The following is a 23,182-nucleotide window of genomic DNA, read 5'->3' as shown; positions in this document are numbered from 1 at the left end:
CATGCGATTGATGCGCATCAATCTAGGGTGGGGTGCACCCGGACACAAGAGGTCGCACCAATATCAGGGTTTGGGGCACGGTCCGGATACCCTGCACACATGGAAGCAGCAGCGCGCGCCCGCCCGGCCGGTTCACCGCCGCGGCCGATCAAGCGCGGTGCCAAGGTGGCCGAGGCCCTCGCGCAGGAGATCGTGCACGAGATCGTCTCGCGGAAACTGCCCCCGGGCACCCTGCTGTCGTCCGAGGCCCAGATGCTCGAGGACTACGGCGTCGGCCGGGGTTCGCTGCGCGAGGCGTTGCGGATCCTCGAGGTGCACGGCCTGATCACGATGAAGCCGGGACGCAACGGCGGGCCCATGGTCATCGAGGTCGGCACCCGCGACTACGGGCGGATGTCCACCCTCTTCTTCCACCTCGGTGGCATGACGTTCCAGCAGCTGATCGAGGCCCGGCTCATCCTGGAGCCGATGATGGCCCGCCTGGCCGCGGAGCGGCGCGGGCAGGAGCTGGCGGGTGGGCTCGCCGACCCGGAGACCACGCAGGTCGACGACGACCGCATCTACTTCGAGGCCACCAACGAGTTCCACCGCACCGTGGCCGCGATGTCGGGCAACCCGGTGCTCAACCTCATCAGCGTCTCGCTCGAGGACATCTTCCGCGACCAGGTCAGCGGCGCCCTGTCGCCGAAGGAGGAGCGCAAGCACGTCCTCGAGGTCCACATCGCCATCGCCGAGGCGATCGCCTCGGGGCGCGCCGACGAGGCCGAGCGGCTCATGCGCGAGCACATGCAGGAGTACGCCGACTGGGTGCGGCGGCGCCGCCCCGAGCTGATGGAGAAGGTCATCGACTGGCGGTGACCGGCGGGGGGCTCACCGCCCCCGCCACACCGGCGCCCGCTTCTCGGTGAACGCCCGAGCGCCCTCCTTCGCGTCCTCGGACTCCCGCACCGGGGCGTAGATCTCCCACTGCCGGGCGAACGCCTCCGCGGCGGGCCACTCCTGGCCCTCGGTGAGGATCCGCTTGGTGCCCCGCACCGCGAGCGGCGCGTTCGCGGCGATCCGCTCCGCCAGCTCCAGCGCCGCGGGCAGCGCCTGCCCGTCCGGAACGAGCCGGTTGACCACGCCTGCGGCGTGCGCCTCGGCCGCGCCGATGCGGTCGCCGGTGAGCGCCCACTCGGTGGCCTTCGGCAGCCCGGCCTTGCGGGGCAGCCGCAGGAGCCCGCCGCCGCCCGCGATGAGCCCGCGCTTGACCTCGGGCAGCCCGAACGTCGCGCCCTCCCCGGCGACGATCAGGTCGCAGGCCAGCGCGATCTCGAACCCGCCCGCGAGCGCGGGCCCCTCCACCGCGGCGATCAGCGGGGCGGCGGGCGGCCGCTCGACGATCCCGGCGAAGCCGCGGCCGGGCACGTGCGGCCTCTCCCCGGCGAGGAACGCCTTGAGGTCCATCCCGGCGCTGAACACCCCGCCCGCGCCCGTGATCACCCCGACGCACAGGCCCGGGTCCTCGTCGAGCTGGTCCATCGCCGCGCCGATGAGCGTCGCCGCCGCCGTGTTGATCGCGTTCTTCACCGCGGGCCGGTCGATCGTCACGACGAGCACCGCACCCCGGCGCTCGACGGTCACCTCGGTGCTCATCCCTGTGCTCACCTCTGCGCTCACTTCTGGGCTCACCTCGGGGGCATCCGGATCGCGCCGTCGAGCCGGATCGTCTCGCCGTTGAGCATCGGGTTGTCGACGATCGCGAGCGCGAGGCGGGCGAACTCGTCCGGTCGGCCGAGGCGGCGCGGGTGCGGCACCGCCTGGGCCAGCGACTCCTTCACGGTCTCGGGCAGCCGGGCGAGGATCGGCGTGTCGAACGTGCCGGGCGCGATCGTGCACACCCGGATCTGCCTGCTCGCGAGGTCGCGCGCGGCCACGAGCGTGAGACCGACGATGCCCGCCTTCGCCGACGCGTAGGGCAGCTGCCCGATCTGGCCCTCCCACGCCGCCACCGAGGCGGTGAGCACGCAGACCCCGCGCTCGCCGTCCACCGCCTCGTGCGCGGCCATGCGCGCGGCGGCCTGGCTGAGCACGTTGAACGTGCCGATCAGGTTGACGCGCACGACCGACTCGTACAGCTCGAGCGACCCGGGCCTGCCCTCCTTGTCGACCACGCGCAGCGCGCCGCCGCGTCCCGCGCAGTGCACCAGCGTGCGCAGCGGCGCGAGCTCGTCGGCCGCGGCCACGGCGGCCGCGACCGCGTCGGGATCGGTGACGTCGGCCGGCGCGAACCACGTCTTGCCGCCGAGCTCGCGCGCCACCTGCGCGCCCGCCGACGAGGGCAGGTCCACGATCACGGTGGGCACCCCGCGCTCGACCAGCCGGCGCGCGGTCGCCCGGCCGAGCCCGGAGGCCCCGCCGGTCACGAGGGCCGACCCGATCGTGACGTCCATTCAGTTCCTCCCGTAGCTCTCCAGCACCATGGCGTTCGCCATGCCGCCGGCCTCGCACATCGTCTGCAGCCCGTAGCGGCGCCCGGTGTCCTCCAGGAACCCGAGCAGCGTGGTCGTGAGCCGCACCCCGGACGCGCCCAGCGGGTGGCCGAGCGCGATCGCGCCGCCGCGCGGGTTGAGCACCTCGTCGTCCACCCCGAACTCCGCTTGCCACGCCAGCGGGACGGGCGCGAAGGCCTCGTTGACCTCGACCGCGCCGATGTCGTCCAGGTGCACCCCGGACCGGGCCAGCAGCTTGTGCGTCGCGGGGATGGGGCCGGTGAGCATGAGCACCGGGTCGTCCCCGGTGACGGCGGTGGCGACGACCCGCGCCCGCGGCGTGAGCCCGAGCGTCTCCGCGCGTTCCTCGCTCGTCACGAGGATCGCGGCGGCGCCGTCGGTGATCTGGGACGCGTTGCCTGCGGTGATCTTGAAGTCCAGCTCGGGAAAGCGCGCCGCGTGCGGGCTCGCCGCGAACGCGGGCGGGAGCGCGGCGAGCTTCTCCTCGGTGGTGGTCGGGCGGATGCTCTCGTCGGCCCGCACGACCCCGCTCGGGGTGTCGATCGGCACGATCTCGCGGTCGAACGCGCCGTCGGCCGCCGCGGCCGCGGCCCGCCGGTGCGAGCGGGCGGCGTAGGCGTCCAGCTGGGCGCGGGTGAAGCCCCACTTGTGCGCCACCAGCTCGGCCGAGATCCCCTGCGGCACCAGCCCGGGCGGGTAGCGGCGGGCGACCTGCGGGCCGTGCGGGTCGGCGTCGCCGCGCGCGGAGCCCATCGGCACCCGGCTCATCGACTCCACGCCCGCGGCCACCACGACGTCGTAGGCGCCGGCGACGACGCCCTGCACCGCGAAGTCGAGCGCCTGCTGGCCCGAGCCGCACTTGCGCTCGATCGTCACCGCCGGGACGTGTTCGGGCCACCCCGCCGCCAGCACGGCCTGCCGGCCCGGCGTGGCCGACTGCTCGCCGTTCTGACCGACGCAGCCGACCAGGACGTCGTCGACGATGCCGGGGTCGATGCCGGTGCGGGCGGCCAACCCCGCGAGCACCTGCGCGAGCAGGTCGACCGGGTGCACCTGGGAGAGGGCCCCGCCGGGCTTCCCCCGGCCCATGGGGCTGCGGACGGCGTCGACGAGCACGGCGGCGGGCATGGTTGACACCATAACCATGCGCACCAATAACATGGAAACTGTGACTTTCGACCTGCCCGCCCGGCACCGGGAGCTGCGGGGGCGCGCCCGCGAGGTGGCCGAGGAGGTCCGGTGGCGGGCGGGTGAGGCCGACGCCGCGACCGACATCGACCCGGTCCTGCGCGACGCGCTGCGCGCGAGCGGCCTCGTCGCGCTCGCCGTGCGCTCCGATCCCGGGGAGGCCGTCGATCCCCTCGCCGTCACCGTCGTGCGGGAGGCGTTCGGCGGCGTCTCGGCCCACCTCGACTCGCTCTTCGCGATGCAGGGCATCGGCAGCTACGCCCTCGCCGTGGCCGGCAGCGCCCGCGTCCAGAAGGAGTGGCTGCCGCGCGTGGCCGCCCTCGACGCGATCGCCGCGCTCGGCCTCACCGAGCCCGAGGTGGGTTCCGACCTGCGCTCGATCACCACGACCGTCCGCGTCGACGGCGACGAGCTGGTGCTCGACGGGCGCAAGTCGTTCATCACCAACGCCCCCGCGGCCGCGTTCGTCACGGTGCTCGCGAAGGAGGGGGAGGGCTACTCGCTCGTCCTCGTCCCCACCGACGCGCCGGGCGTGTCGGTCGAGCCCGGGCCCGGCCTCATCGCCCCGCACGTGATCGGCGACGTCGTGCTCGACGGCGTCCGGGTGCCCGCCGACGCGCGGGTCGGCGAGCCGGGGCAGGCGTTCCCGCTGGTGCTGCAGACGCTCGCGACGTTCCGCGTCTCCGTGGCCGGCTCGGCCGTCGGGCTCGCGCAGGCGGCGCTCGACGAGGCCGTCGCGCACACGACCTCGCGCGAGCAGTTCGGCACCACGCTCGCCCGGCTCGGGCCGCTGCCGCAGATGCTCGGCACCTGCTGGACCGAGATCGAGCAGGCCCGGCTGCTGACCTACGCCGCCGCCACGAAGGCGGGCACCGACCCGCTCGGCGCGCTGCACTGGTCGTCGATGGCGAAGGTCGCCGCCACCGAGGCGGCCTGCCGGGTCGTCGACCGGTGCGTGCAGATGATGGGCCGGTTCGGCATCGTGGCCGGGTCCACCATCGAGCGGCTCTACCGCAACGCCCGCCCGATGCGCATCTACGAAGGCGGCAACGAGGTCCTGCTGGGCCAGCTCGCCAAGACGCTCACCCGCCCCCACTCCTAGAGGAGACCGATGTCGCTGCTCGCCGGGAAGACCGCACTCGTCACCGCAGGTGCGTCGGGCATGGGCCGCGCGTCCGCCGAGCTGTTCGCCCGCGAGGGCGCCCACGTCGTGGTGGTCGACGTCGCCGAGGACGCCGCGAAGGAGACCGTCGACGGGATCCTCGCCGCGGGCGGCTCGGCCAGCGCCGCGGTCGTCGACGTGCGCGACCTCGACGCGCTGAAGGCGCTGGCCGACCAGGTGCACCGCGATCACGGTGCGCTGCACGTGCTCTACAACAACGTCGGCATCCCCGGTGCCGCGACGCTCGACATCACCCCCGAGGAGTGGGACACCGCGCTCGAGATCAACGCGCGGGCGGGCTTCTTCCTCACCGGCTACCTCACCGAGGCGCTCACGGCCGCCGGCGGCGCGTCGGTGATCTTCACCAGCTCCACGTCCGGGCTGGTCGGCTCGCCGTTCAGCCCCCTCTACTCCTTCACCAAGGGCGGCATCATCGCGCTCGTGCGCTCCATGGCGCTCGCGTTCGCCGCCGACGGGATCCGGGTGAACGCGATCGCCCCCGGCACCGTCGAGACCCCGGGGCTGCCGGCGTTCTTCCGCGCGAGCCCCGAGGAGACCGAGAAGCGCAAGGCGGCGTTCGTCGCGACGATCCCCATGGGTAGGGCGGCCCAGCCGGAGGAGATCGCGAAGGTGGCGCTGTTCCTCGCGAGCGACCTGTCCAGCTACGTCACCGGCACGACCCTGCCCGTGGACGGCGGCCTGACCGCGAAGTAGCCGCTCAGACCAGGTCGCTGCGGCTCAGCACGCCGACCAGCTTCCCCCGGTCGACGACCGGAACCATCCGCAGCCCGTGCTCGGCGATGAGCAGGCGCGCGCTGGAGATCGGGTCGTCGGGGGAGAGGGTGATGACGTCCTTCGTCATGACCGAGCCGACGCTGCGCCCGTTCGTGCGCCCGGACAGCGGCTCCTTGCCGAGGATGTCGGCCTCGCTGATGATCCCCACGAGCCGGTTGGCGTCGTCGACCACCGGCAGCGACTTGTGCCGCAGCTCGACGAGGCGGTCGGCGACGGAGTCGATCGGCTCGAAGGCGCGGGCGGTGACGACCTCGGTGGTCATGGCCTCCCGCACCGGGCTCGTGTCGGGTGGGGTCGCGCGCTTGCGCCTGCCCGGCGGCGGGGCGACCAGCCGGTCGAGGTCGTCCCGCTTCACCCGGTGGACCAGCCGCGCCAACGGGTTCTGCCGGTTCCGCGCGCGCAGCAGGTCGCTGCGCGTGACGACCCCGACCAGCGTCTGCCCGTCCACCACCGGCATGACCCGCAGCTCGCCGTACGAGCGCAGCCGGTGCGCCAGCAGGTTCAGGCTGGCCCGTGGTGGCACCGACAGCGGGTCGGGGTTCATCACCGCCCCGACCCGCACGTCGTCCGAACCGCCCTCCTCGCGGTGCCGCAGCACGTCGATCAGGCTGATCATCCCCACGAGGCGGAACCTCCGGTCGATGACCGGCAGGGCGCTGTAGCGCAGCTCCGTCATCTTGTGCACCGCCACCGACACGGGGTCGTCCGGGCCGACCGTGACGACCCGGGTGGTCATGACATCACGGGCGCGCAGAGCCATGGGACGACCGTAGTCGCGGGGGGCGACGATGTGGACCATCTGAGCGACCGGCGGTGGTGGGATGGTCACCGGCTGCGAGTTTTGCCTGGTATGCGCAGTGCCTGGACGCCTCCTGGGACGCCGCGCAGGGTGCGGGCGCCGCGTGGGGGCCTCACTTCGGGGTTCCGCTGTCAGGTGGCACCCCACCGCATCGGGCGCGTCGACAACGGGCGTGCCCCTCGAGTCGGGTACGGCCGCCCACGCAACCACGCTTCTCGGTGGTGAACCCGACCCGGCCACCCACCCGAGGCGACACGACGTCGACCCCGTGCTGCTCGCCTCCGACCAGCAGCTCCCGCAAAAATATGCGCATGATGACTAGCGTGATCAGGGTCGGTCTGGCTACGGTCACCGCGGGCGCGACGGGGCGCCGCCGGGACGGAGGTTGATGCCGTGCAGACCGTGGGAGCGCTGCTCTGGGAGCCGGGGACCCGCTCGGGGTGGAGCGTGGAGGAGATCGAGCTCGACCCGCCCAAGGCGAACGAGGTGCTGGTCAAGCTGACCTCCTCGGGCATCTGCCACAGCGACGACCACCTCGACACGGGGGACATCCCGCTCGACTGGGCGCCGATCCTCGGCGGGCACGAGGGCGCCGGGGTGGTCGTCGAGGTCGGGCCGGAGGTGCACGACCTGCGGGAGGGCGACCACGTGGTGCTGTCCTTCCTGCCGTCGTGCGGCACGTGCCGGATGTGCGTCTCGGGGCGCGCGAACATGTGCGACCTCGGCGCCGGGGTGCTCGCCGGCCGGGCGCCGGACGGCACGCACCGCATCCACGCGCGCGGCAAGGGCGTCGGCGCGATGAGCTACCTCGGCACGTTCGCCCCGTACGTGGTGGCGCCCGCGGCGGCCACGGTCAGGATCGACCCGGAGATCCCGCTCATGCCCGCGTCGCTCATCGGGTGCGGGGTGCCGACGGGCTGGGGCTCGTCGGTGTACGCGGCGGACATGCAGCTCGGCGACACCGTCGTGGTCTTCGGGACGGGCGGGGTCGGCATGAACGCGGTGCAGGGCGCGGTGCACCGCGGCGCGAAGAACATCGTCGCGGTCGACCCGGTGGCGTTCAAACGGGACACGGCGAAGGAGTTCGGCGCCACGCACGCCGTCGCCACGCACGCCGAGGCGGCGAGCCTGGTGGAGCAGATGACGAACGGGCAGGGCGCCGACCGCGTGATCATCACGGTGGACGTGGCGCGCGGCGAGATCGTCGAACAGGCCAACCAGCTCACCCGCCGCGGCGGGGTCATCGTGCTCACCGCCGCCGCGCCGGTGCAGCAGCGGGACGTGCAGTTCGACCTGTTCACGTTCGCGATGTCGGGCAAGCGGCTGCAGGGCTCGCTGTACGGCACGACCCGGTCGCGCAACGACATCCCGCTGCTCGCGGACCTGTACAAGCGCGGCCGGCTCAAACTCGACGAGCTGATCACGAAGACCTACCGGCTCGAGGACATCAACGAGGCCTTCGCCGACCTGCGGGACGGCAAGAACCTCCGCGGCGTCATCGTCTACGAGGGCTTTCGGCCATGAGGGGAACCCGTTGGCTCCGGGCGGCCGGAGCGCTCCTGATCGCGATCGGCGCCACCGCGTGCACGGCGCCGGGTGGCCAGGCCGGCGCCCCGGCCGGCGCGAGCGGCGGCGGGGGAGGGGAGGGCCTGCCGCCCACCATCAAGATCCTCTCCACCCGGGCGCTCACCGGGCCGGTCTCGTTCGCCGGGATCAACGCCCAGAAGGGCATCGACCTCGCGGTCGAGCGGATCGCGCAGGACGGGCTGCTCGGCGGCAGCACGCTCGAGATCGAGACGAAGGACGTGGCCGCGAGCACCCAGGAGGCGGCGAGCGCCGCGAGCCAGGCCATCGCCGACCCGTCCTACGCCGCGATCCTCGGCCCGGAGGCGAGCGCGCAGGCCGCGGCCGTCTCGCCGATCGCGCAGAGCGCGGGCATGCCGGTCGTCTACGTCCAGGCGGGCAGCGAGGGCGTGCTCGTCGGGGACTACACGTTCCGGGTGACGCCGCCCGCGCAGTCGTACTTCGCCCTCGTGGGCGCCCACCTCGCCGGGAAGGGCGTGCGGACGGCGTCGGTGCTGTTCAACAGCGGCAACCCGACGCTCGTCGAGCTCGGCCAGAAGGCGGTGCCCGCGCTGGGGGAGCAGCACGGCTTCCAGGTCGTCGGGTCCGCCGGGGTGGAGGTCACCGCGCAGGACTTCACCACCGCCGCCTCGCAGATCGCCGGTCAGGGGCCGGACGTCGCGTTCCTGATGCTGACCGGGCCGCAGAGTCCCGTCGCGATCACGCAGCTGCGGCAGGCGGGGTTCACCGGCGAGATCGTCGGGATGAGCGCCATGGGCGCGGGCAACCTCGCGCCCGCGGGAGAGCAGGCGGCGGGCGCGATCTGGCCGACCAACTTCACCGCCACCCAGGCCGCCCCGACCTCGCAGGAGTTCGTGCGCGCTTACCAGGCCAAGTACGGCGGGGAGATGCCGAACAACTACGCGGCCGAGGCCTACGACGCGGTGTGGTTCATCGCCCGCGGCATCGCGCGGGCGAACAGCGTCGACCGGGCCGCCGTGCAGCAGGGCCTGGCCGCGATCGCGGCGGAGGGGTTCGCCGGGGCGCAGGGCGACATCACGTTCGACGGCCACGACGCGCGCGTGCCCGGCGTGCTGGTGCGCTGGGACGGCGCGGGCGAGGCCGTCCTCGAGGACGGCACCCCCTGAGATGGCCCAGGACGTCCTGAACGCCCTCACGCTCGGCTCGCTCTACCTGCTGTTCGCGCTCGGGATGAGCCTCGCGTGGGGCACGATCGGCGTGCTGAACTTCGCCCACGGCTCGATCTTCATGTTCTCCGCCTTCGGTGCGCACCTCGCGGTGCAGGCGGTGCCGCTGCCGATGCCGGCCATGATCGCGATCGGGGTCGGCATCGGCGCGGTGCTGTCGCTCGCGGTGCAGGTGCTCGCGTTCGAGCCGATCCAGCGCCGCGCCGCCGACGCCCACACGGCGCAGCTGCAGATCATCGTGGCCGGCATCGGGATCGCCGGGATCCCGCTCGCCGTCGCCCAGTACGTGACGCGCAGCGTGCCGTTCGGCTACTCCGCCGGGACGTTCGAGGTGACGGTGCACGACCTGGGGCCGGTGCGGGTCACCGACGTCCAGGTCGTGATCCTCGTGGCCGCGCTCGGCATCGCCGGGCTCATCGCGTGGTGGCTGCGCGCCGCCCGGGCGGGCCTCGCGCTGCGGGCGATCGGCGTGGACGCGGAGGTCGCCGCGATGATGGGCGTCGACCGGCGCAGGCTCGCGCTGCTGACGATGGCGGTCGCGGGCGGGCTCGCCGGGCTCGCCGGCGTGCTGCTCACCTACCACCTCGGCTCGATCGCCCCCGAGACCGGCGACGCGTTCCTGCTCAAGGCGTTCGCCGCGATCATCCTCGGCGGCGTCGGCAGCATCGCCGGGGTCGTGATCGGGGCGATGGTGCTCGCCGGCATCGAGACGCTCGTGCTGGTCACCACGTCCGGCACGTGGGCGCCCGCGATCGCGTTCGGCGTGCTGTTCGCGATGCTGCTGGTCCGCCCGCGCGGCCTGCTGGGCCGCATGGAGGTGCGCCGCACGTGACGACCTGGTTGTCCTCCCACGCGGTGCTCGTCCAGTCGACGCTGGTCTCCCTGCTGCTCGCGCTGTCGATCCAGGTCCCGCTGCGGGCCGGGGTGTTCTCGTTCGCGGGTGTCGGCAGCTACGCGATCGGCGCGTACGCGGCCGCGATCATGACGATCCGCCTGCAGGTGGCTCCGGTGTTCGCGATCGGCGTGGGCGTCGTGATCGCCGCCGTGGCCGGGTACCTGCTGGCGCTGCTCGTGGCCCGCCTCGCCGGCCTCTACCTGGGCATGGCCACGATCGCGTTCGCGCTGTTCCTCGGCGTCGTCGCGGTCAACGGCGGGGAGCTGACCGGCGGGGCCACCGGCCTGTACGGGGCGATCAGCACGCTCACCACGGGGCACGTCGTCGCGATCACCGGCATCGTCGTCCTGCTGCTCGCCGTGAGCGAGCGGGGGGCGTTCGGGCGGCGCGTCGACGCCGTCCGCGAGGACCCGCAGCTCGCGGTCTCGCTCGGCATCGACGTGGGCCGGGTGCGGCGGCGGGTGTTCGTGGTGAGCGGCGCGCTCGGCGCCTGCGCGGGCGGGATGAACAGCCTGCTGCGCACCACGGTCTCGCCGGAGACGATCGGCTTCCACCTCGTGGTCACCGCGCTCACGATGATCATCGTCGGCGGGGCGCTGTCCTGGGCGGGCGCCGCGATCGGCGCCGTGATCTTCACGTGGCTGCCGACCGTGCTGCAGTTCGTCGGCGACTGGCAGCCGGTGGTCTACGGCGTGCTCGTGGCGCTGGCCGCGGTCTACATGCCGACCGGCCTGCTCGGGGTCGCGCAGTCGGCGTGGCGGCGGGCCCGGCGGCGCGGCCTGCCCGCGGACGAGCAGGACCGCCCGCAGGCCGACGACCCGGAGCGGGCGCTCGCCGCGCTGCAGGAGGCCCGGCCGTGACCGCGCCGGTGATCGCGCCGGTCCTCGCCACCGGCGACGTGGCCGTCCACTTCGGCGGGATCAAGGCCGTCGACGGGATCGACCTCGCCCTCGCCACGGGCGAGATCCTCGGGATCCTCGGACCCAACGGCTCCGGCAAGAGCACGCTGCTCGCCGCCGTCACGCGGCTCGTGCCGCTCACCCGGGGCAGGCTCACCCTCGACGGCGCCGACTACACCACCGCCCCGCCGCACCGGCTCGCCCGGCGGGGGATCGCGCGCACCTTCCAGACCGTCCGGCTGCTGGGGGACCTCACCGTGCTCGAGAACGTCCAGCTCGGCGCGGACCTGCACGCGGGCCGCGCGGCCCGGCTCCGCGAGCTGGTGCGGCGCGGGGCCGTGCCGGAGGTCGCAGCCGCCGTGGAGCGCACCGGGATCGGCGACGTGCTCGACCGCTGCCCCGGCGAGCTGTCCTACGGCACCGCGCGGCGGGTGGAGATCGCCCGGGCGCTGGCGGCGCAGCCGCGGGTGCTGCTGCTCGACGAGCCGACGGCCGGGATGAACCACTCCGAGCGGCGGGAGGTCGCGGACCTGTTGCGCCGGCTGCGCGACGAGGGCCTCGCGCAGCTGCTCGTGGAGCACGACGTGCAGATGATGGTCGACACCTGCGACCGGCTGTTCGCGATGAACGAGGGCGTGGGCATCGCCGAGGGTGCCCCCGCCGACGTCGTGCGCGAACCCGCCGTCCAGCGGGCCTACCTCGGGAAGGCGGCGCACGGTGCTGGAGATCGCTGACCTGCACGTCCGCTACGCCGCGGCCGCGGCCGTGCGCGGGGTCGACCTCTCCGCCGCCCCGGGCCGGGTCACCCTCGTGCTCGGCGCCAACGGGGCGGGCAAGACCAGCACCCTGCGGGCGGCCGCCGGGCTGGTGCCCGCCCACCGCGGTCGGATCGTGCTGGACGGCACCGACGTCACCGGGCGCCCGCCGCACGCCGTGGTCCGCGCGGGCATGGTGCTCGTGCCCGAAGGCAGGCGGGTGTTCGCGCCGCTGACGGTCGAGGAGAACCTCGTGCTGGGCGGCTACACGGTGCCCAAGGCCCGCTCGCGCGAGCTCGTCGAGCGGGTGTACGAGCTGTTCCCCATCCTGCGGGAGCGCCGCGACGGACCCGCGGGCCTGCTGTCGGGCGGCGAGCAGCAGATGCTCGCGTTCGGCCGGGCGCTGATGGCGCAGCCGCGCGCGGTGCTGCTCGACGAGCCGTCGATGGGGCTGGCGCCGGCGATGGTCGAGGCCGTACTCGGCGCCGTCCGCGAGATGGCCGACTCCGGGATCGCGGTGCTGCTCGTCGAGCAGAACGCCGAGGCGGGCCTCGCCGTGGCCGACGAGGTCGTCGCGATGGCCCGCGGCGAGGTCGTCTTCCGCGGCGCCGCCGAGCTCGCCCGCTCGCACACCCCCGTCCTCCGGGTGTTCCTCGGGGAGGCGGCCCTGGCCAACAAACTCTAATCATGATTAGATTATCGGGACGGAGGTGACATGCGGACCTACACCGATCTCGTGCCGGCCTTCCCCGACCAGGACGACTGGGCCCTCCCGACCGCCCTGCGCCACCACGCCGCCCGGCGGCCCGACGCGGTCCTGCTCGACCTGCCCGAGGAAGGGGTCACCTTCACCTACGGCGAGGCGCTCGCGCAGGCGGAGTCGGTGGCCGACCGGCTCGCCGAGGCCGGCGCCGAGCCCGGCGACCGGGTGCTCGTGATGGCCGCCAACTCCTCGCAGTTCCTGCGCACCTGGCTCGGCACGGGCATCGGCGGCACCGTCGAGGTCCCGATCAACACCGCCTACGAGGGCGTGTTCCTGGCCCACCAGCTGAACGTCGCGGCCCCGCGCTGGGCGGTGATCGACGACGTGCACGCGCCGAAGTTCCTGGGCGTCGCCGACGCCGCGCGCGTGATCGAGCGCTTCTGGGTGATCGACACCGGCTCCCGCGAGCAGGCGATCGACGCGCTGCGCGCGGCGGGCTGGGCGGCCGATCCGTGGGAGGAGCTCGCGCGCGGCGCCCGGCCCGGGGCCCGGTTCCCCGACGTGCGGCCGCACGACCTCGCCTCGATCTTCTTCACCTCCGGCACCACGGGCCCGTCGAAGGGCGTGGCGATGCCGCACGGGCAGATGTTCTTCTTCGGCGAGGAGGTCGTGAGCCTGCAGCGGCTCACGCCCGACGACGTCTATTTCACCTGCACGCCGCTCTTCCACGGCAACGCCCAGTTCATGGCGGCCTACCCGGCGCTGATCGCCGGCGCCCGGGTGGTGTGCCGGCCGAGGTTCTCGGCGAGCCGGTGGGCCGAGCACCTGCGCGTTTCAGGGGTCACCGTCACCAACCTCATCGGCGTGATGATGGACTTCATCTGGAAGCAGCCGCGGCGCCCCGACGACGCGGACAACCGGCTGCGCTCGGTGTTCGCGGCGCCGACGGCCAGCTCCATCCTCGCCGGGTTCAAGGAGCGGTTCGGGATCGAGGCGTTCGTCGAGGTCTTCGGGCTCACCGAGACCAGCGCGCCGATCCTCGCGCCCTACGGCGAGGACCGGCCGCCGGGGGCCGCCGGGTTGCTCGCCGCGGACTGGTTCGACGTCCGCCTCGTCGACCCCGAGACCGACCGGGAGGTGCCGGTCGGGGAGGTCGGCGAGCTGGTCGTGCGGCCCAAACACCCGTGGACGTGCTCGCTGGGCTACTACGGCATGCCGGACAGGACCGCCGAGGCGTGGCGCAACCTGTGGTTCCACACCGGCGACGCGCTGCGCAGGGACGCCGACGGCTGGTTCTACTTCGTCGACCGCTACAAGGACGCGCTGCGCCGCCGCGGCGAGAACATCAGCTCCTACGAGGTCGAGCAGGCGCTGCTGGGCCACGACGCCGTGGTCGAGTGCGCCGTGATCGGGGTGGCCGCCGAGGTCGAGGCGGGGGAGGACGAGGTGATGGCCTACCTCGTCACCAACCGCCCGGTCGACCCGCGCGAGATCTGGGAGTTCTGCACCGGGCGGGTGCCCGCGTTCGCGGTCCCGCGGTTCGTCCGGATCGTCGAGGCGCTGCCGAAGACCCCGTCCGAGCGGGTGCAGAAGGCGAAGCTGCGCGAGCTCGGCGTCACCCCGGACACCCACGACCGGCTCAGCGCGGTGGGGGTCTAGATGGACTTCACCGAGGACCCCACCCACCGCGAGATCCGCGAGGCCGTGCGGGCGCTGTGCAAACGGTTCCCGGACGAGTACTGGATGGAGCGCGACACCGCCCACGAGTTCCCGTGGGAGTTCTACGACGCGGTGCGCGACGCCGGCTGGCTCGGGCTCACGATCCCCGAGGAGTACGGCGGCGGCGGGCTCGGGGTCACCGAAGCGGCGATCGTCGAGCACGAGATCGCCGCCTCCGGCGCGGGCATGAACGGCTGCAGCGCCGTGCACATCGGGATCTTCGGCTTCCACCCGGTGATCGAGCACGGGTCGGAGTCGCTGAAGCGCCGGTTCCTGCCCCGGGCCGCCCGCGGGGAGCTGCACGTGTCGTTCGCGGTGACCGAACCGGACGCGGGCACCGACACCACCAACATCTCCACCGCGGCCCGCAAGGTCGACGGCGGCTGGTCCGTCACCGGCAAGAAGGTGTGGATCACCAAGGCCCAGGAGAGCACGCGGATGCTGCTCCTGGCCCGCACCGCGCCCAAGGACCCGGAGCGCAGGACCGAGGGGCTCACCCTCTTCTTCGCCCCGATCGACCGGGAGAAGGTGCAGGTCAGGCCGATCCCGAAGCTCGGCCGCAACGCCGTCGACACCAACGAGCTGTTCATCGACGAGCTGTTCGTCGCCGACGAGGACGTGGTCGGCGAGGTCGGCCGCGGGTTCCGCACCCTGCTCGGCGGGCTCAACGCCGAGCGCGTGATCAGCGCCAACGCCGCGCTCGGCATCGGCGAGGCCGCCCTGCGCCGGGGTGTGGAGTACGCCAGGCAGCGCGAGGTGTTCGGCCGCCCGATCGGGCAGAACCAGGGCATCGCGTTCCCGCTCGCCGAGGCCCGGATCAAGCTGGACGCCGCGCGGCAGGTGGCGCAGCACGCCGCCTGGCTGCTCGACCGCGGGCTGCCGTGCGGGCGGGAGGCGAACGCCGCGAAGTACCTGTGCGCCGAGGCCGGCTTCTTCGCCGCCGACGCCGCGCTGCAGGCCCACGGCGGGTTCGGCTACGGCAAGGAGTTCCACGTCGAGCGGTACTTCCGCGAGGCGCGGCTCATGCGGATCGCGCCGATCAGCCAGGAGATGGTGCTCAACTACACGGCCGAGCACGTGCTCGGGCTGCCCCGGAGTTACTGACATGCAGCCGTACCGCTCGATCCTGTTCGTCCCCGGGCACAAGCCGGCCTGGGTGGACAAGGCGCTCGCCTCCGGCGCCGACTGCGTGGTGCTCGACCTCGAGGACTCGGTGCCCGCCGAGCTCAAGGCGGGCGCCCGGGCCACCGTCGCGGACTCGATCCGCCGGATCCGCGAGCACGACGACCGCGTGGGCGTCTTCGTGCGGGTCAACCCGCTCGACACCCGCACCACCGGCGCCGACCTGGAGGCCGTCGTCGTCCCCGGGCTCACCGGCGTGTTCGCGCCGAAGATCACCTCGGCCACGGACGTGCTGCGCTACGACGCGCTGCTGGACCACTTCGAGGAGCGCAACGGGGTCGACGGCCTGCAGTACATCGTGCCGGTCGAGACGATCGGCGCGATCCAGGAGGCCCGCGCCATCGCGACGGCGTCGCGGCGGGTCGGCGCGATGATCGGCCCGACCGCGGAGCACGCCGACATCGCCCGCGCCGTCGGCTACCAGTGGACGCCCGGCGGTGCGGAGACGCTCTACCTGCGCAGCCGCATCCTGCTCGCCAGCCGGGAGGCCGGGATCCACCCGCTCACCGGGCTGTGGGAGCGCCTCGACGACCTGTCCGGGCTCAAGGCGTTCGCCGAGCACGGCCGCAGGCTCGGGTTCCGGGGCATGATCGCGATCCACCCGAGCCACGTCCCGATCGTCAACGAGGCCTTCTCCCCGACGCCGGAGGACATCGCGTTCCACGAGGGCCTGCTCGCCGCCTACGAGGAGGCCGCCGCCGCGGGCCACGGCGCCGTGCGCTACCGCGGCGTCCACATCGACAAGGCGCACGCCGACACCGCGCGCGAATGGCTCGCGCACGCGCGCTCGATCCCGGGGGTGGAGCGGTGAGGGGGCTGTACTTCGAGGAGTTCGAGGTCGGGCGGGTCTACCGGCACCCGTTCACCCGGACCGTCACCGAGTCCGACAACGTGCTGTTCACGTCGTTGACGATGAACCCGCAGCCGCTGCACCTCGACCACGAGTTCGCCAAGGGCACCATCCACGGGCGGCCGGTGTTCAACAGCCTGTTCACCCTCGCCCTGGTCGGCGGCTTCCACGTCATGGAGCTGACCTTCGGCACCACGCTGGGCAACCTCGGCTACGACGAGGTCACGTTCCCGCACCCGGTGTTCGCGGGCGACACCCTGCGCGGGGAGACCACGATCCTGGACAAGCGCGAGAGCAGGAGCCGCACCGACAGCGGGATCGTGTGGTTCGAGCACCGCGGCTACAACCAGCACGACCAGCTGATCCTGGTCTGCAAGCGGGCCGGCCTCATGGCCAAGCGGCCCGAGAACGGCGGCAGCAACCCGGAGGTGGGGAACGCATGACCACGGACCTGCGGCACTGGGTGCCGACGGCCCGCGACCTGACGATCGGCGGGCGCGCCGTCCCGGGCGCCGGCCCCGAGATCGAGGCGGTCAACCCGGCCACCGAGGAGGTCACCGCCACGGTCGCGACGGCCGGCCTCGCGCAGGTGGACGAGGCCGTGGCCGCGGCGCGGCGCGCCTTCCCGGCGTGGGCGGCCGCGTCGCCCGCCGAGCGCAGCGCCGCCCTGCACCGGCTCGCCGACCTCATGGAGCGCAACTCCGAACGGCTCGCCGCCGCGATCGTCAACGAGGTGGGCACGCCGATCGCGTTCGCCGAGATCATGCAGGTGCAGCTGGGGATCGCGCACCTGCGCTGGCAGGCCGAGGCGGCCCTGGTGGACCGCACCGTGGACCTGGGGGAGTGGCACGACCCGGTGCCCACGCGCTCCGTGGTGGCCTACCGCCCCGCGGGCGTGGTCGCCTGCATCACCGGCTACAACTACCCGCTCAACCTGGCTATCTTCAAGTTCGGCGCCGCGCTCGCCGCGGGCTGCACCGCCGTGCTGCTGCCCTCCCCGCGCACCCCGCTCACCACGTTGTGGCTCGGGGAGCTGTTCTGCGAGGCCGAGATCCCCGACGGCGTGCTCAACGTGGTGCTCGGCGGGCCGGAGGTCGGACAGCACCTCACCAGCCACCCGCTCGTGGACCGCGTCTCGTTCACCGGCTCCGACGCCGTCGGCGCGAAGATCATGGAACAGGCCGCGGCCGGGCTGAAGGGCGTGACGCTGGAGCTGGGCGGCAAGTCGCCGAACATCCTGCTGCCCGGCGTGGACGCGGCGGGCCTGGCCAAGGACATCCACCTGCGGTGGGCCCGCAACGGCGGGCAGGGCTGCGCCGCGCTCGCCCGGCTGCTCGTGCACGAGAGCCTCGTCGACGAGTTCCTCGGCGCCTCGAAGGAGGCGTTCACCGCGCTGAAGGTCGGCGACCCGTGGGACCGCAGCGTCAACATCGGCCCGATGATCCGCCCCGACCACCGGGCGCGGGTGCAGTCGTACATCGACGGCGCGCTGGTCGACGGCGGCGAGATCGTGCTGTCGCTGGACACGCCGGTGCCCGACCGCGGCTACTTCGTCAACCCGGTGGTGATCGGCGGCCTGCCGCACTCCGCGCGCGCCGTGCAGGAGGAGATCTTCGGGCCGGTGGCGGTGCTCGTCCCGTTCGCCGACACAGAGGAGGCGATCCGGCTCGCCAACGACACCGCCTACGGGCTCGCCGCCAACGTCTTCACCCCCGACGTCGAGCACGGCAAGGCGATCGCCGCCCGGCTCCGCTCCGGCACGGTGTGGATCAACGGCGGCGGCAACATGCGGCCCGACGCGCCGTTCGGCGGCTTCGGCCGCTCCGGCGTCGGCCGCGAGATCGGGGAGTGGGGCATCCGGGAGTACCTCGAGGTGCAGCACGTGCAGTGGAGGGTGTGAGGTGGCCCCACCGCTCCAGGGGATCACGGTGCTCGAGCTGGGCACCATGTACGCCGCGCCGACGGCGGGGCGGATGCTGCGCGACTTCGGCGCCCGGGTGGTCAAGGTCGAGGACCCGCGGGTCGGCGACTACGCCCGGCACTGGACGCCGCAGCACGAGGGCCTGTCGATCGGGTTCGCCCGCCTGAACGCCGGCAAGGAGTCGGTGGGGATCGACCTGCGCCGCTCGGAGGGCCGCGACCTGGTGCGCCGGCTCGCCGCTCGGGTCGACGTCGTGATCGAGTCGTTCCGGCCCGGCCGGATGGAGGAGTGGGGCCTGGGCTACGACGTGCTGTCCGCGGAGAACCCCGGCCTGGTCCTCACGCGCGTGTCCGGCTTCGGCCAGACCGGCCCCTACCGGGAGCGGCCCGGCTTCGGCACCGTGGCCGAGACCGCGAGCGGCTACGCGTTCGTCAACGGGTGGCCGGAGGGCCCGCCGACGTCGCCGCCGTTCGGGTTCGCCGACTCGATCGCCGGGCTCGCCGCCGCGTTCGGCACCACCACGAGCCTGCTGCGGCGCACCGCGACCGGGCGCGGCGACGTCGTCGACGTGGCCCTCTACGAGCCGTTGATGTTCATCATGGGCGACGTCATCCTCAACTACAGCGCGACCGGCTACGTGCAGCAGCGGGTCGGCAACGGCTCCGGCTCGGCGTCGCCGCGCGGCATCTACCAGGCGAGCGACGGGCACTGGCTCGCGATCGCCGCGTCCAACCAGTCGATCGCGATGCGGCTGTTCGACGCCATGGACCACCCCGAGTTCCGCGAGGACCCCCGGTTCGCCACGAACCAGGCGCGGCTCGAGCACAACGACGAGCTGCAGCAGATCGTCACGGCGTGGGTGGCGGCCCGGCCGCGGGCGGAGGTCCTCGCCGACCTCGACGCGCACGAGGTCGTCGCCGCACCGGTCAACGACGCCGCCGACATCGTGGTCGACCCGCACTTCCGCGAGCGCACCCTCGTCGAGCTCGCCGGCACCGTGCTGGGCCCGGCGCTGGTGCCCGGGCCGGTGCTGCACCTGGACAGCTACGCGGGCCCGGTCTACGACGGCGTGCCGGAGATCGGCGAGCACACCGCGCCGGTGCTCGGCGAGCTGCTGGGCATCTCCGGGCAGGAGCTCGCCGCGCTCGACCAGGCCGAGGTCGTCGGCTCCAACCCCGCCCACGCCGCATGACCGGCGTCGACCTGACCGGGAAGGTCGCCCTCGTCACCGGCGGCAGCCGCGGGCTCGGCCGCGAGATCGTGTTCGGCTTCGCCGCGGCGGGAGCGGACGTCGTCATCGCCAGCCGCAAGCTCGCCAACTGCGAGAAGACCGCCGCCGAGGTGCGGGAGCGCAGCGGGCGGCGAGCGCTGGCGGTCGGCGCGCACGTCGGGCGCTGGGACGAGGTCGACCAGCTGGTCGAGCGCGTCTACGCCGAGTTCGGGCGGGTCGACGTGCTCGTCAACAACGCCGGGATGTCGCCGCGCTACGACACGGTCGCCGACGTCACCGAGGAGCTGTTCGACAAGGTCATCGGCGTCAACCTGAAGGGCCCGTTCCGGCTGGCGAGCCTGGTCGGCACCCGGATGGCGGCCGGTGACGGCGGGTCGATCATCAACATCAGCAGCACCGGGGCGGTGCACCCGCGGGCCGACATCGTGCCGTACGCGGCGGCGAAGGCCGGGCTGAACGCGATGACGGGCGGGCTCGCCCACGCGTTCGGGCCGTCGGTGCGGGTCAACGCGATCATGTGCGGCACGTTCCTCACCGACATCAGCGCCGCGTGGGACATGGACGCCTTCGCCCGGCGCGCGGCGACGTTCGCCCTGCGCCGCGGCGGGCGGCCCGCCGAGATCGTCGGCACCGCCCTGTACCTGGCGGGGGACTGGTCGTCCTACACCACCGGTGCGGTGATCACCGTGGACGGGGGCCAGCCGTGATCATCGACGTGCCCAAGATCATCGACGTGCACTGCCACGCGTGGCCGGACGCGATCGCCGAGAAAGCGCTCGGGCCGCGGGTGCCGCAGCTGCCGCGGGTCGGCGACGGGAAGCTGTCCAGCCTGCACGACGTCCTCGCCCGCTCCGGGGTGGACCGCGGCGTGCTGCTCGGCATCGCCGACAGCGCGAAGTACGTGGACCGGGTCAACGCGTTCGTCGCGCGCAGCCGGGGCGGCGACCTCCTCGGCTTCGGCACCGTGCACCCCGACCTCTCCGTCGAGGAGAACCTCGCGAGCCTGCGCCGCCACGGCATCCGCGGGGTGAAGCTGCACTCGCTGTTCCAGGGCTTCGCCTACGACGACGTGCGCGTGTGGGATCTTCTCGAGGCGTTCGGCTCGGAGATCGCGGTGATCGCGCACGTCGGCGCGGGTGGCGACCGGGAGAGCAACGAGCGCGCCACCCCGGGCATGATCCGCGCGATCGCCCGGCGGTTCCCGGACCTGAAGCTCGTCGCGTGCCACTTCGGCGGCTACCACCGCCTCGAGGAGGCCGAGGAGGAGCTGCTCGGCGAGAACGTCTACCTCGAGACGTCGTGGCCGCCGACGATGGCGCAGCTGGCGCCGGAGCGGGTCCGGGAGATCATCGGCAAGCACGGGGCCGAGCGGATCGTGTTCGGCTCGGACTGGCCGATGGCCGACCCGGCCGCCGAGATCGCCGCGATCCGCGGGCTCGGCCTCTCCGACGAGGCCACCGCGGGCATCCTCGGCGGGAACTTCGCCCGCCTCGTCGGGGTGGCGGCCGATGGGTGACGACGCCGTTGTCGTCGCGCAGCGCGGCGAGGCCACCTGGATCACGCTCAACCGCCCCGAGCGCCGCAACGCCTACGACCCGGCCATGGCCGAGGCGGTCGTCGCGGCGCTCGACTCCTCCACCCGCAGCCGCGCCGTGGTGATCACCGGGGCGCCGGGGGCGTTCTGCGCCGGCGGGGCGCTCGAGGACCTCTCCGCGCCGGACGTCACCGCGATGCGCGGCCTCTACCGGGGATCGCTGCGGCTGTTCGACGCGGTCCGCACCCACCCCCGCCCGGTGATCGCCGCGGTCAACGGGGCCGCGGCGGGCGGCGGCAACGAGCTGGTGGTGGCGTGCGACCTCGCGATCGCCGCCGAGTCGGCCACGTTCGGGCAGACCGGGCCCCGGGTCGGCAGCGCCCCCGTCACCGGCGCCACCAACGTGCTCGGCGTGCAGATCGGAGAGAAGCGGGCCAAGGAGATGGCGCTGCTCTGCCGCCGCTACAGCGCCGCCCAGGCCTTGGAACTGGGGTTGGTCAACGCGGTCGTTCCCGACGACGAGCTGGTCGCTGCCGTCGACGCGCTGGTCGACGAGCTCGCGGCGCTCTCGCCGCGCTACCTCGAGATCGCCAAGATCAGCTCGAACATCTGGTGGAACGCCGCCCGGGACTCGTTCACCAACGGCCTCGGCATGCTCGTGCAGGCCATCGGCAGCCCCGACATGGTCGAGGGGGCGGGGGCCTTCCTGGAGAAGAGGAGGCCCCGCTTCCCCGACCCGGACGCGTGAGCGTCCGCTACCTGCCGCTCACTCGGCGAGGAACTCGACCAGGAGGTCGCTGATCTCGTCGGCGTGCGTCCACAGCATGCCGTGCGGCGCACCCTCGATCTCGACGTAGCGCGCCTTCGGGAGGCGCTTGGTGAACTCCCGGCCGGTGTTGTCGATCGGCAGGATCCGGTCGCCCGTGCCGTGCACGATGAGCGCGGGGACGTCGACCTTCTCGATGTCGGCGCGGAAGTCGGTGTGCCAGGTCTGCACGACCGCCCACGAGGCGCGCGCCCCGGCGCCCGCCGCGACGTTCCAGCTGGCGCGCACGGCCTCCTCGCTGATGCGGGAGCCGAGGTTCTCGTCGAGGTTGTAGAAGTCCTCGTAGAACTTCGTGAACCAGGCGTACCGGTCGGCCTTCGCGGTGGCCTCGATGCCGTCGAAGACGCTCTGGTCCAGGCCGGTCGGGTTGTCCTCGGTCTTGAGCAGGTACGGCTCCAGCGAGGCCAGGAACACGGCCTTCGCCACGCGCTGCGATCCGTACCGGGCGATGTAGCGGGCCACCTCGCCGGTGCCCATCGAGAACCCGACGAGCACGACGTTGGTCAGGTCCAGGGTGGTCAGGACCTTGTTGAGGTCCTCGGCGAAGGTGTCGTAGTCGTAGCCGCCCGACGGCTTGCTCGACCGGCCGAACCCGCGGCGGTCGTAGGTGATGACGCGGTAGCCGGCGTCCAGCAGCCGTTCCTCCTGCTTCTCCCACGAGTCGCCGCTGAGCGGGTAGCCGTGGATCAGCACGACCGGCTGGCCGCTGCCGCGGTCGGTGTAGTGCAGGTTGATGTCGGCGCTGTTCTCCTGCCCGACGGTGATCGTTGGCATCTCCATCGCCTCTTCGTCTTCATCCGGTTGCCGGTTGGGACGTCACTGAAGCTATTACCGAACGACCGGTAATACAACGTGACGTACGAGACGTTGTAGCCATACCGTCCGTTCGGTAACGTCGTGGTGTGCCGCGTCCTCAGTCCGTGTCCGACGACGAGCTCTTCGAGCGCCTCGTGCAGGTCTTCCGCGTCTACGGCTTCGAAGGTGCGTCTCTCGGCGCGCTCGCCGAGGGTGCGGGGTTGCAGCGGGCGAGCCTCTACCACCGCTTCCCGGGCGGCAAGGTGCAAATGGCCGAGTCCGTGATGGAGTGGGTGCGGCGGATCTTCGTCGACGTCCTCGAGCCGATGCGGAGCGACCCCGACGTGCACGCGGGCGTCGTCGAGTCGGGCAGGCGGATCGCAGAGGTCTACGCGGGCGGCGCGCTGCCGTGCGTGCTGAACACGCTCACGCTGTCGGGCGCCCCGGAGTCGGTCCGCGCGGCGGCGGGGGAGATCACCGCGGCGTGGATCGACGCGATGGCCGCGGCCGCGGCCCGCGCCGGTGCCTCCCCGGAGGCGGCGCGCACCGCCGCCGAGGAGGCGTTCGTCCGCATCGAGGGCAGCCTCGTGCTGTCCCGGCTGTCCGGCGACATGAGCGCGTTCCAGCGCGTGATCGACGAGCTACCCGGGACGTTGCTGGGCGGG

At 73.2% G+C, this 23,182-nt stretch carries 24 protein-coding genes; 19 read left to right on the top strand and 5 right to left on the bottom strand.

Annotated features, from left to right (window positions below; genetic code table 11):
* Positions 1–99: 99 nt before the first annotated feature.
* Positions 100–858, top strand: coding sequence for a FadR/GntR family transcriptional regulator (locus tag VKZ81_RS08005; protein WP_324240808.1), 759 nt, complete (start codon positions 100–102; stop codon positions 856–858).
* Positions 859–870: 12 nt separating this feature from the next.
* Here VKZ81_RS08005 and VKZ81_RS08000 read toward each other — a convergent pair whose 3' ends face one another.
* Genes VKZ81_RS08000 through VKZ81_RS07990 form a run of 3 tightly spaced genes read right to left on the bottom strand, consistent with a single transcriptional unit; the run spans position 871 to position 3,620 of the window.
* Positions 871–1,635, bottom strand: a complete 765-nt coding sequence (locus VKZ81_RS08000; RefSeq protein WP_324240807.1) for a crotonase/enoyl-CoA hydratase family protein — start codon at positions 1,633–1,635, stop codon at positions 871–873.
* A gap of 32 nt (positions 1,636–1,667) precedes the next feature.
* Positions 1,668–2,432, bottom strand: coding sequence for an SDR family NAD(P)-dependent oxidoreductase (locus VKZ81_RS07995; protein ID WP_324240806.1), 765 nt, complete (start codon positions 2,430–2,432; stop codon positions 1,668–1,670).
* Positions 2,433–3,620: a thiolase family protein gene (locus tag VKZ81_RS07990; protein WP_324240805.1), complete on the bottom strand. Its 1,188-nt coding sequence runs from the start codon at positions 3,618–3,620 to the stop codon at positions 2,433–2,435.
* 40 nt (positions 3,621–3,660) lie between these two features.
* Here VKZ81_RS07990 and VKZ81_RS07985 point away from each other — a divergent pair, with 40 nt between their 5' ends.
* Both VKZ81_RS07985 and VKZ81_RS07980 read left to right on the top strand, forming a co-directional pair.
* Positions 3,661–4,782 carry an acyl-CoA dehydrogenase family protein gene (locus VKZ81_RS07985; protein WP_324240804.1) on the top strand — a complete coding sequence of 374 codons (1,122 nt, stop codon included), beginning with the start codon at positions 3,661–3,663 and terminating at the stop codon, positions 4,780–4,782.
* A 9-nt stretch (positions 4,783–4,791) separates the two neighbouring features.
* Positions 4,792–5,556, top strand: coding sequence for an SDR family NAD(P)-dependent oxidoreductase (locus VKZ81_RS07980; protein ID WP_324240803.1), 765 nt, complete (start codon positions 4,792–4,794; stop codon positions 5,554–5,556).
* 4 nt (positions 5,557–5,560) lie between these two features.
* Here VKZ81_RS07980 and VKZ81_RS07975 read toward each other — a convergent pair whose 3' ends face one another.
* A complete protein-coding gene (locus VKZ81_RS07975) occupies positions 5,561–6,397 on the bottom strand; it encodes a CBS domain-containing protein (protein ID WP_324240802.1) in 837 nt (278 codons plus the stop codon).
* A 432-nt stretch (positions 6,398–6,829) separates the two neighbouring features.
* Here VKZ81_RS07975 and VKZ81_RS07970 point away from each other — a divergent pair, with 432 nt between their 5' ends.
* The 15 genes from VKZ81_RS07970 to VKZ81_RS07900 are packed head-to-tail and all read left to right on the top strand — an operon-like array spanning position 6,830 to position 21,644.
* Entirely contained in the window at positions 6,830–7,960 is a 1,131-nt protein-coding gene (locus VKZ81_RS07970; protein WP_324240801.1) for an NDMA-dependent alcohol dehydrogenase, read from the top strand.
* Positions 7,957–9,147, top strand: a complete 1,191-nt coding sequence (locus tag VKZ81_RS07965) for an ABC transporter substrate-binding protein (protein WP_324240800.1) — start codon at positions 7,957–7,959, stop codon at positions 9,145–9,147. The genes VKZ81_RS07970 and VKZ81_RS07965 overlap by 4 nt, the downstream gene beginning before the upstream one ends.
* 1 nt (position 9,148) lies before the next feature.
* On the top strand, positions 9,149–10,039 hold the full coding sequence (locus VKZ81_RS07960; protein ID WP_324240799.1) for a branched-chain amino acid ABC transporter permease: 891 nt from the start codon (positions 9,149–9,151) through the stop codon (positions 10,037–10,039).
* A complete protein-coding gene (locus VKZ81_RS07955) occupies positions 10,036–10,962 on the top strand; it encodes a branched-chain amino acid ABC transporter permease (RefSeq protein ID WP_324240798.1) in 927 nt (308 codons plus the stop codon). Before VKZ81_RS07960 ends, VKZ81_RS07955 begins: the two co-directional genes overlap by 4 nt.
* Positions 10,959–11,735 carry an ABC transporter ATP-binding protein gene (locus tag VKZ81_RS07950; protein ID WP_324240797.1) on the top strand — a complete coding sequence of 259 codons (777 nt, stop codon included), beginning with the start codon at positions 10,959–10,961 and terminating at the stop codon, positions 11,733–11,735. The genes VKZ81_RS07955 and VKZ81_RS07950 overlap by 4 nt, the downstream gene beginning before the upstream one ends.
* Entirely contained in the window at positions 11,719–12,441 is a 723-nt protein-coding gene (locus tag VKZ81_RS07945; protein WP_324240796.1) for an ABC transporter ATP-binding protein, read from the top strand. The genes VKZ81_RS07950 and VKZ81_RS07945 overlap by 17 nt, the downstream gene beginning before the upstream one ends.
* A gap of 30 nt (positions 12,442–12,471) precedes the next feature.
* Positions 12,472–14,118, top strand: a complete 1,647-nt coding sequence (locus VKZ81_RS07940; protein ID WP_324240795.1) for an AMP-binding protein — start codon at positions 12,472–12,474, stop codon at positions 14,116–14,118.
* Complete coding sequence (locus tag VKZ81_RS07935; RefSeq protein WP_324240794.1) at positions 14,119–15,282, top strand: acyl-CoA dehydrogenase family protein; 1,164 nt, start codon at positions 14,119–14,121, stop codon at positions 15,280–15,282.
* Between the two features lies 1 nt (position 15,283).
* On the top strand, positions 15,284–16,171 hold the full coding sequence (locus VKZ81_RS07930; RefSeq protein ID WP_324240793.1) for an HpcH/HpaI aldolase/citrate lyase family protein: 888 nt from the start codon (positions 15,284–15,286) through the stop codon (positions 16,169–16,171).
* The gene (locus VKZ81_RS07925; protein ID WP_324240792.1) at positions 16,168–16,653 is read left to right on the top strand and encodes a MaoC family dehydratase; all 486 of its coding nucleotides are present in this window, start codon (positions 16,168–16,170) and stop codon (positions 16,651–16,653) included. Before VKZ81_RS07930 ends, VKZ81_RS07925 begins: the two co-directional genes overlap by 4 nt.
* Positions 16,650–18,110, top strand: coding sequence for an aldehyde dehydrogenase family protein (locus VKZ81_RS07920; protein WP_324240791.1), 1,461 nt, complete (start codon positions 16,650–16,652; stop codon positions 18,108–18,110). Before VKZ81_RS07925 ends, VKZ81_RS07920 begins: the two co-directional genes overlap by 4 nt.
* A gap of 1 nt (position 18,111) precedes the next feature.
* On the top strand, positions 18,112–19,323 hold the full coding sequence (locus VKZ81_RS07915; RefSeq protein WP_324240790.1) for a CaiB/BaiF CoA transferase family protein: 1,212 nt from the start codon (positions 18,112–18,114) through the stop codon (positions 19,321–19,323).
* Positions 19,320–20,069, top strand: coding sequence for an SDR family NAD(P)-dependent oxidoreductase (locus VKZ81_RS07910; protein ID WP_324240789.1), 750 nt, complete (start codon positions 19,320–19,322; stop codon positions 20,067–20,069). Before VKZ81_RS07915 ends, VKZ81_RS07910 begins: the two co-directional genes overlap by 4 nt.
* Complete coding sequence (locus tag VKZ81_RS07905; RefSeq protein WP_324240788.1) at positions 20,066–20,878, top strand: amidohydrolase family protein; 813 nt, start codon at positions 20,066–20,068, stop codon at positions 20,876–20,878. Before VKZ81_RS07910 ends, VKZ81_RS07905 begins: the two co-directional genes overlap by 4 nt.
* The gene (locus tag VKZ81_RS07900; protein ID WP_324240787.1) at positions 20,871–21,644 is read left to right on the top strand and encodes an enoyl-CoA hydratase/isomerase family protein; all 774 of its coding nucleotides are present in this window, start codon (positions 20,871–20,873) and stop codon (positions 21,642–21,644) included. The genes VKZ81_RS07905 and VKZ81_RS07900 overlap by 8 nt, the downstream gene beginning before the upstream one ends.
* Before the next feature lie 18 nt (positions 21,645–21,662).
* Here VKZ81_RS07900 and VKZ81_RS07895 read toward each other — a convergent pair whose 3' ends face one another.
* Positions 21,663–22,502: an alpha/beta fold hydrolase gene (locus tag VKZ81_RS07895; protein WP_324240786.1), complete on the bottom strand. Its 840-nt coding sequence runs from the start codon at positions 22,500–22,502 to the stop codon at positions 21,663–21,665.
* A 140-nt stretch (positions 22,503–22,642) separates the two neighbouring features.
* Here VKZ81_RS07895 and VKZ81_RS07890 point away from each other — a divergent pair.
* A partial coding sequence (locus VKZ81_RS07890; protein ID WP_324240785.1) for a TetR/AcrR family transcriptional regulator occupies positions 22,643–23,182 on the top strand: 540 nt, incomplete at its 3' end.

The sequence above is a fragment of the Pseudonocardia sp. genome (assembly GCF_035305885.1).
Taxonomy (GTDB): domain Bacteria; phylum Actinomycetota; class Actinomycetes; order Mycobacteriales; family Pseudonocardiaceae; genus Pseudonocardia.
This window is presented reverse-complemented; position numbering and strand designations above follow the sequence as displayed.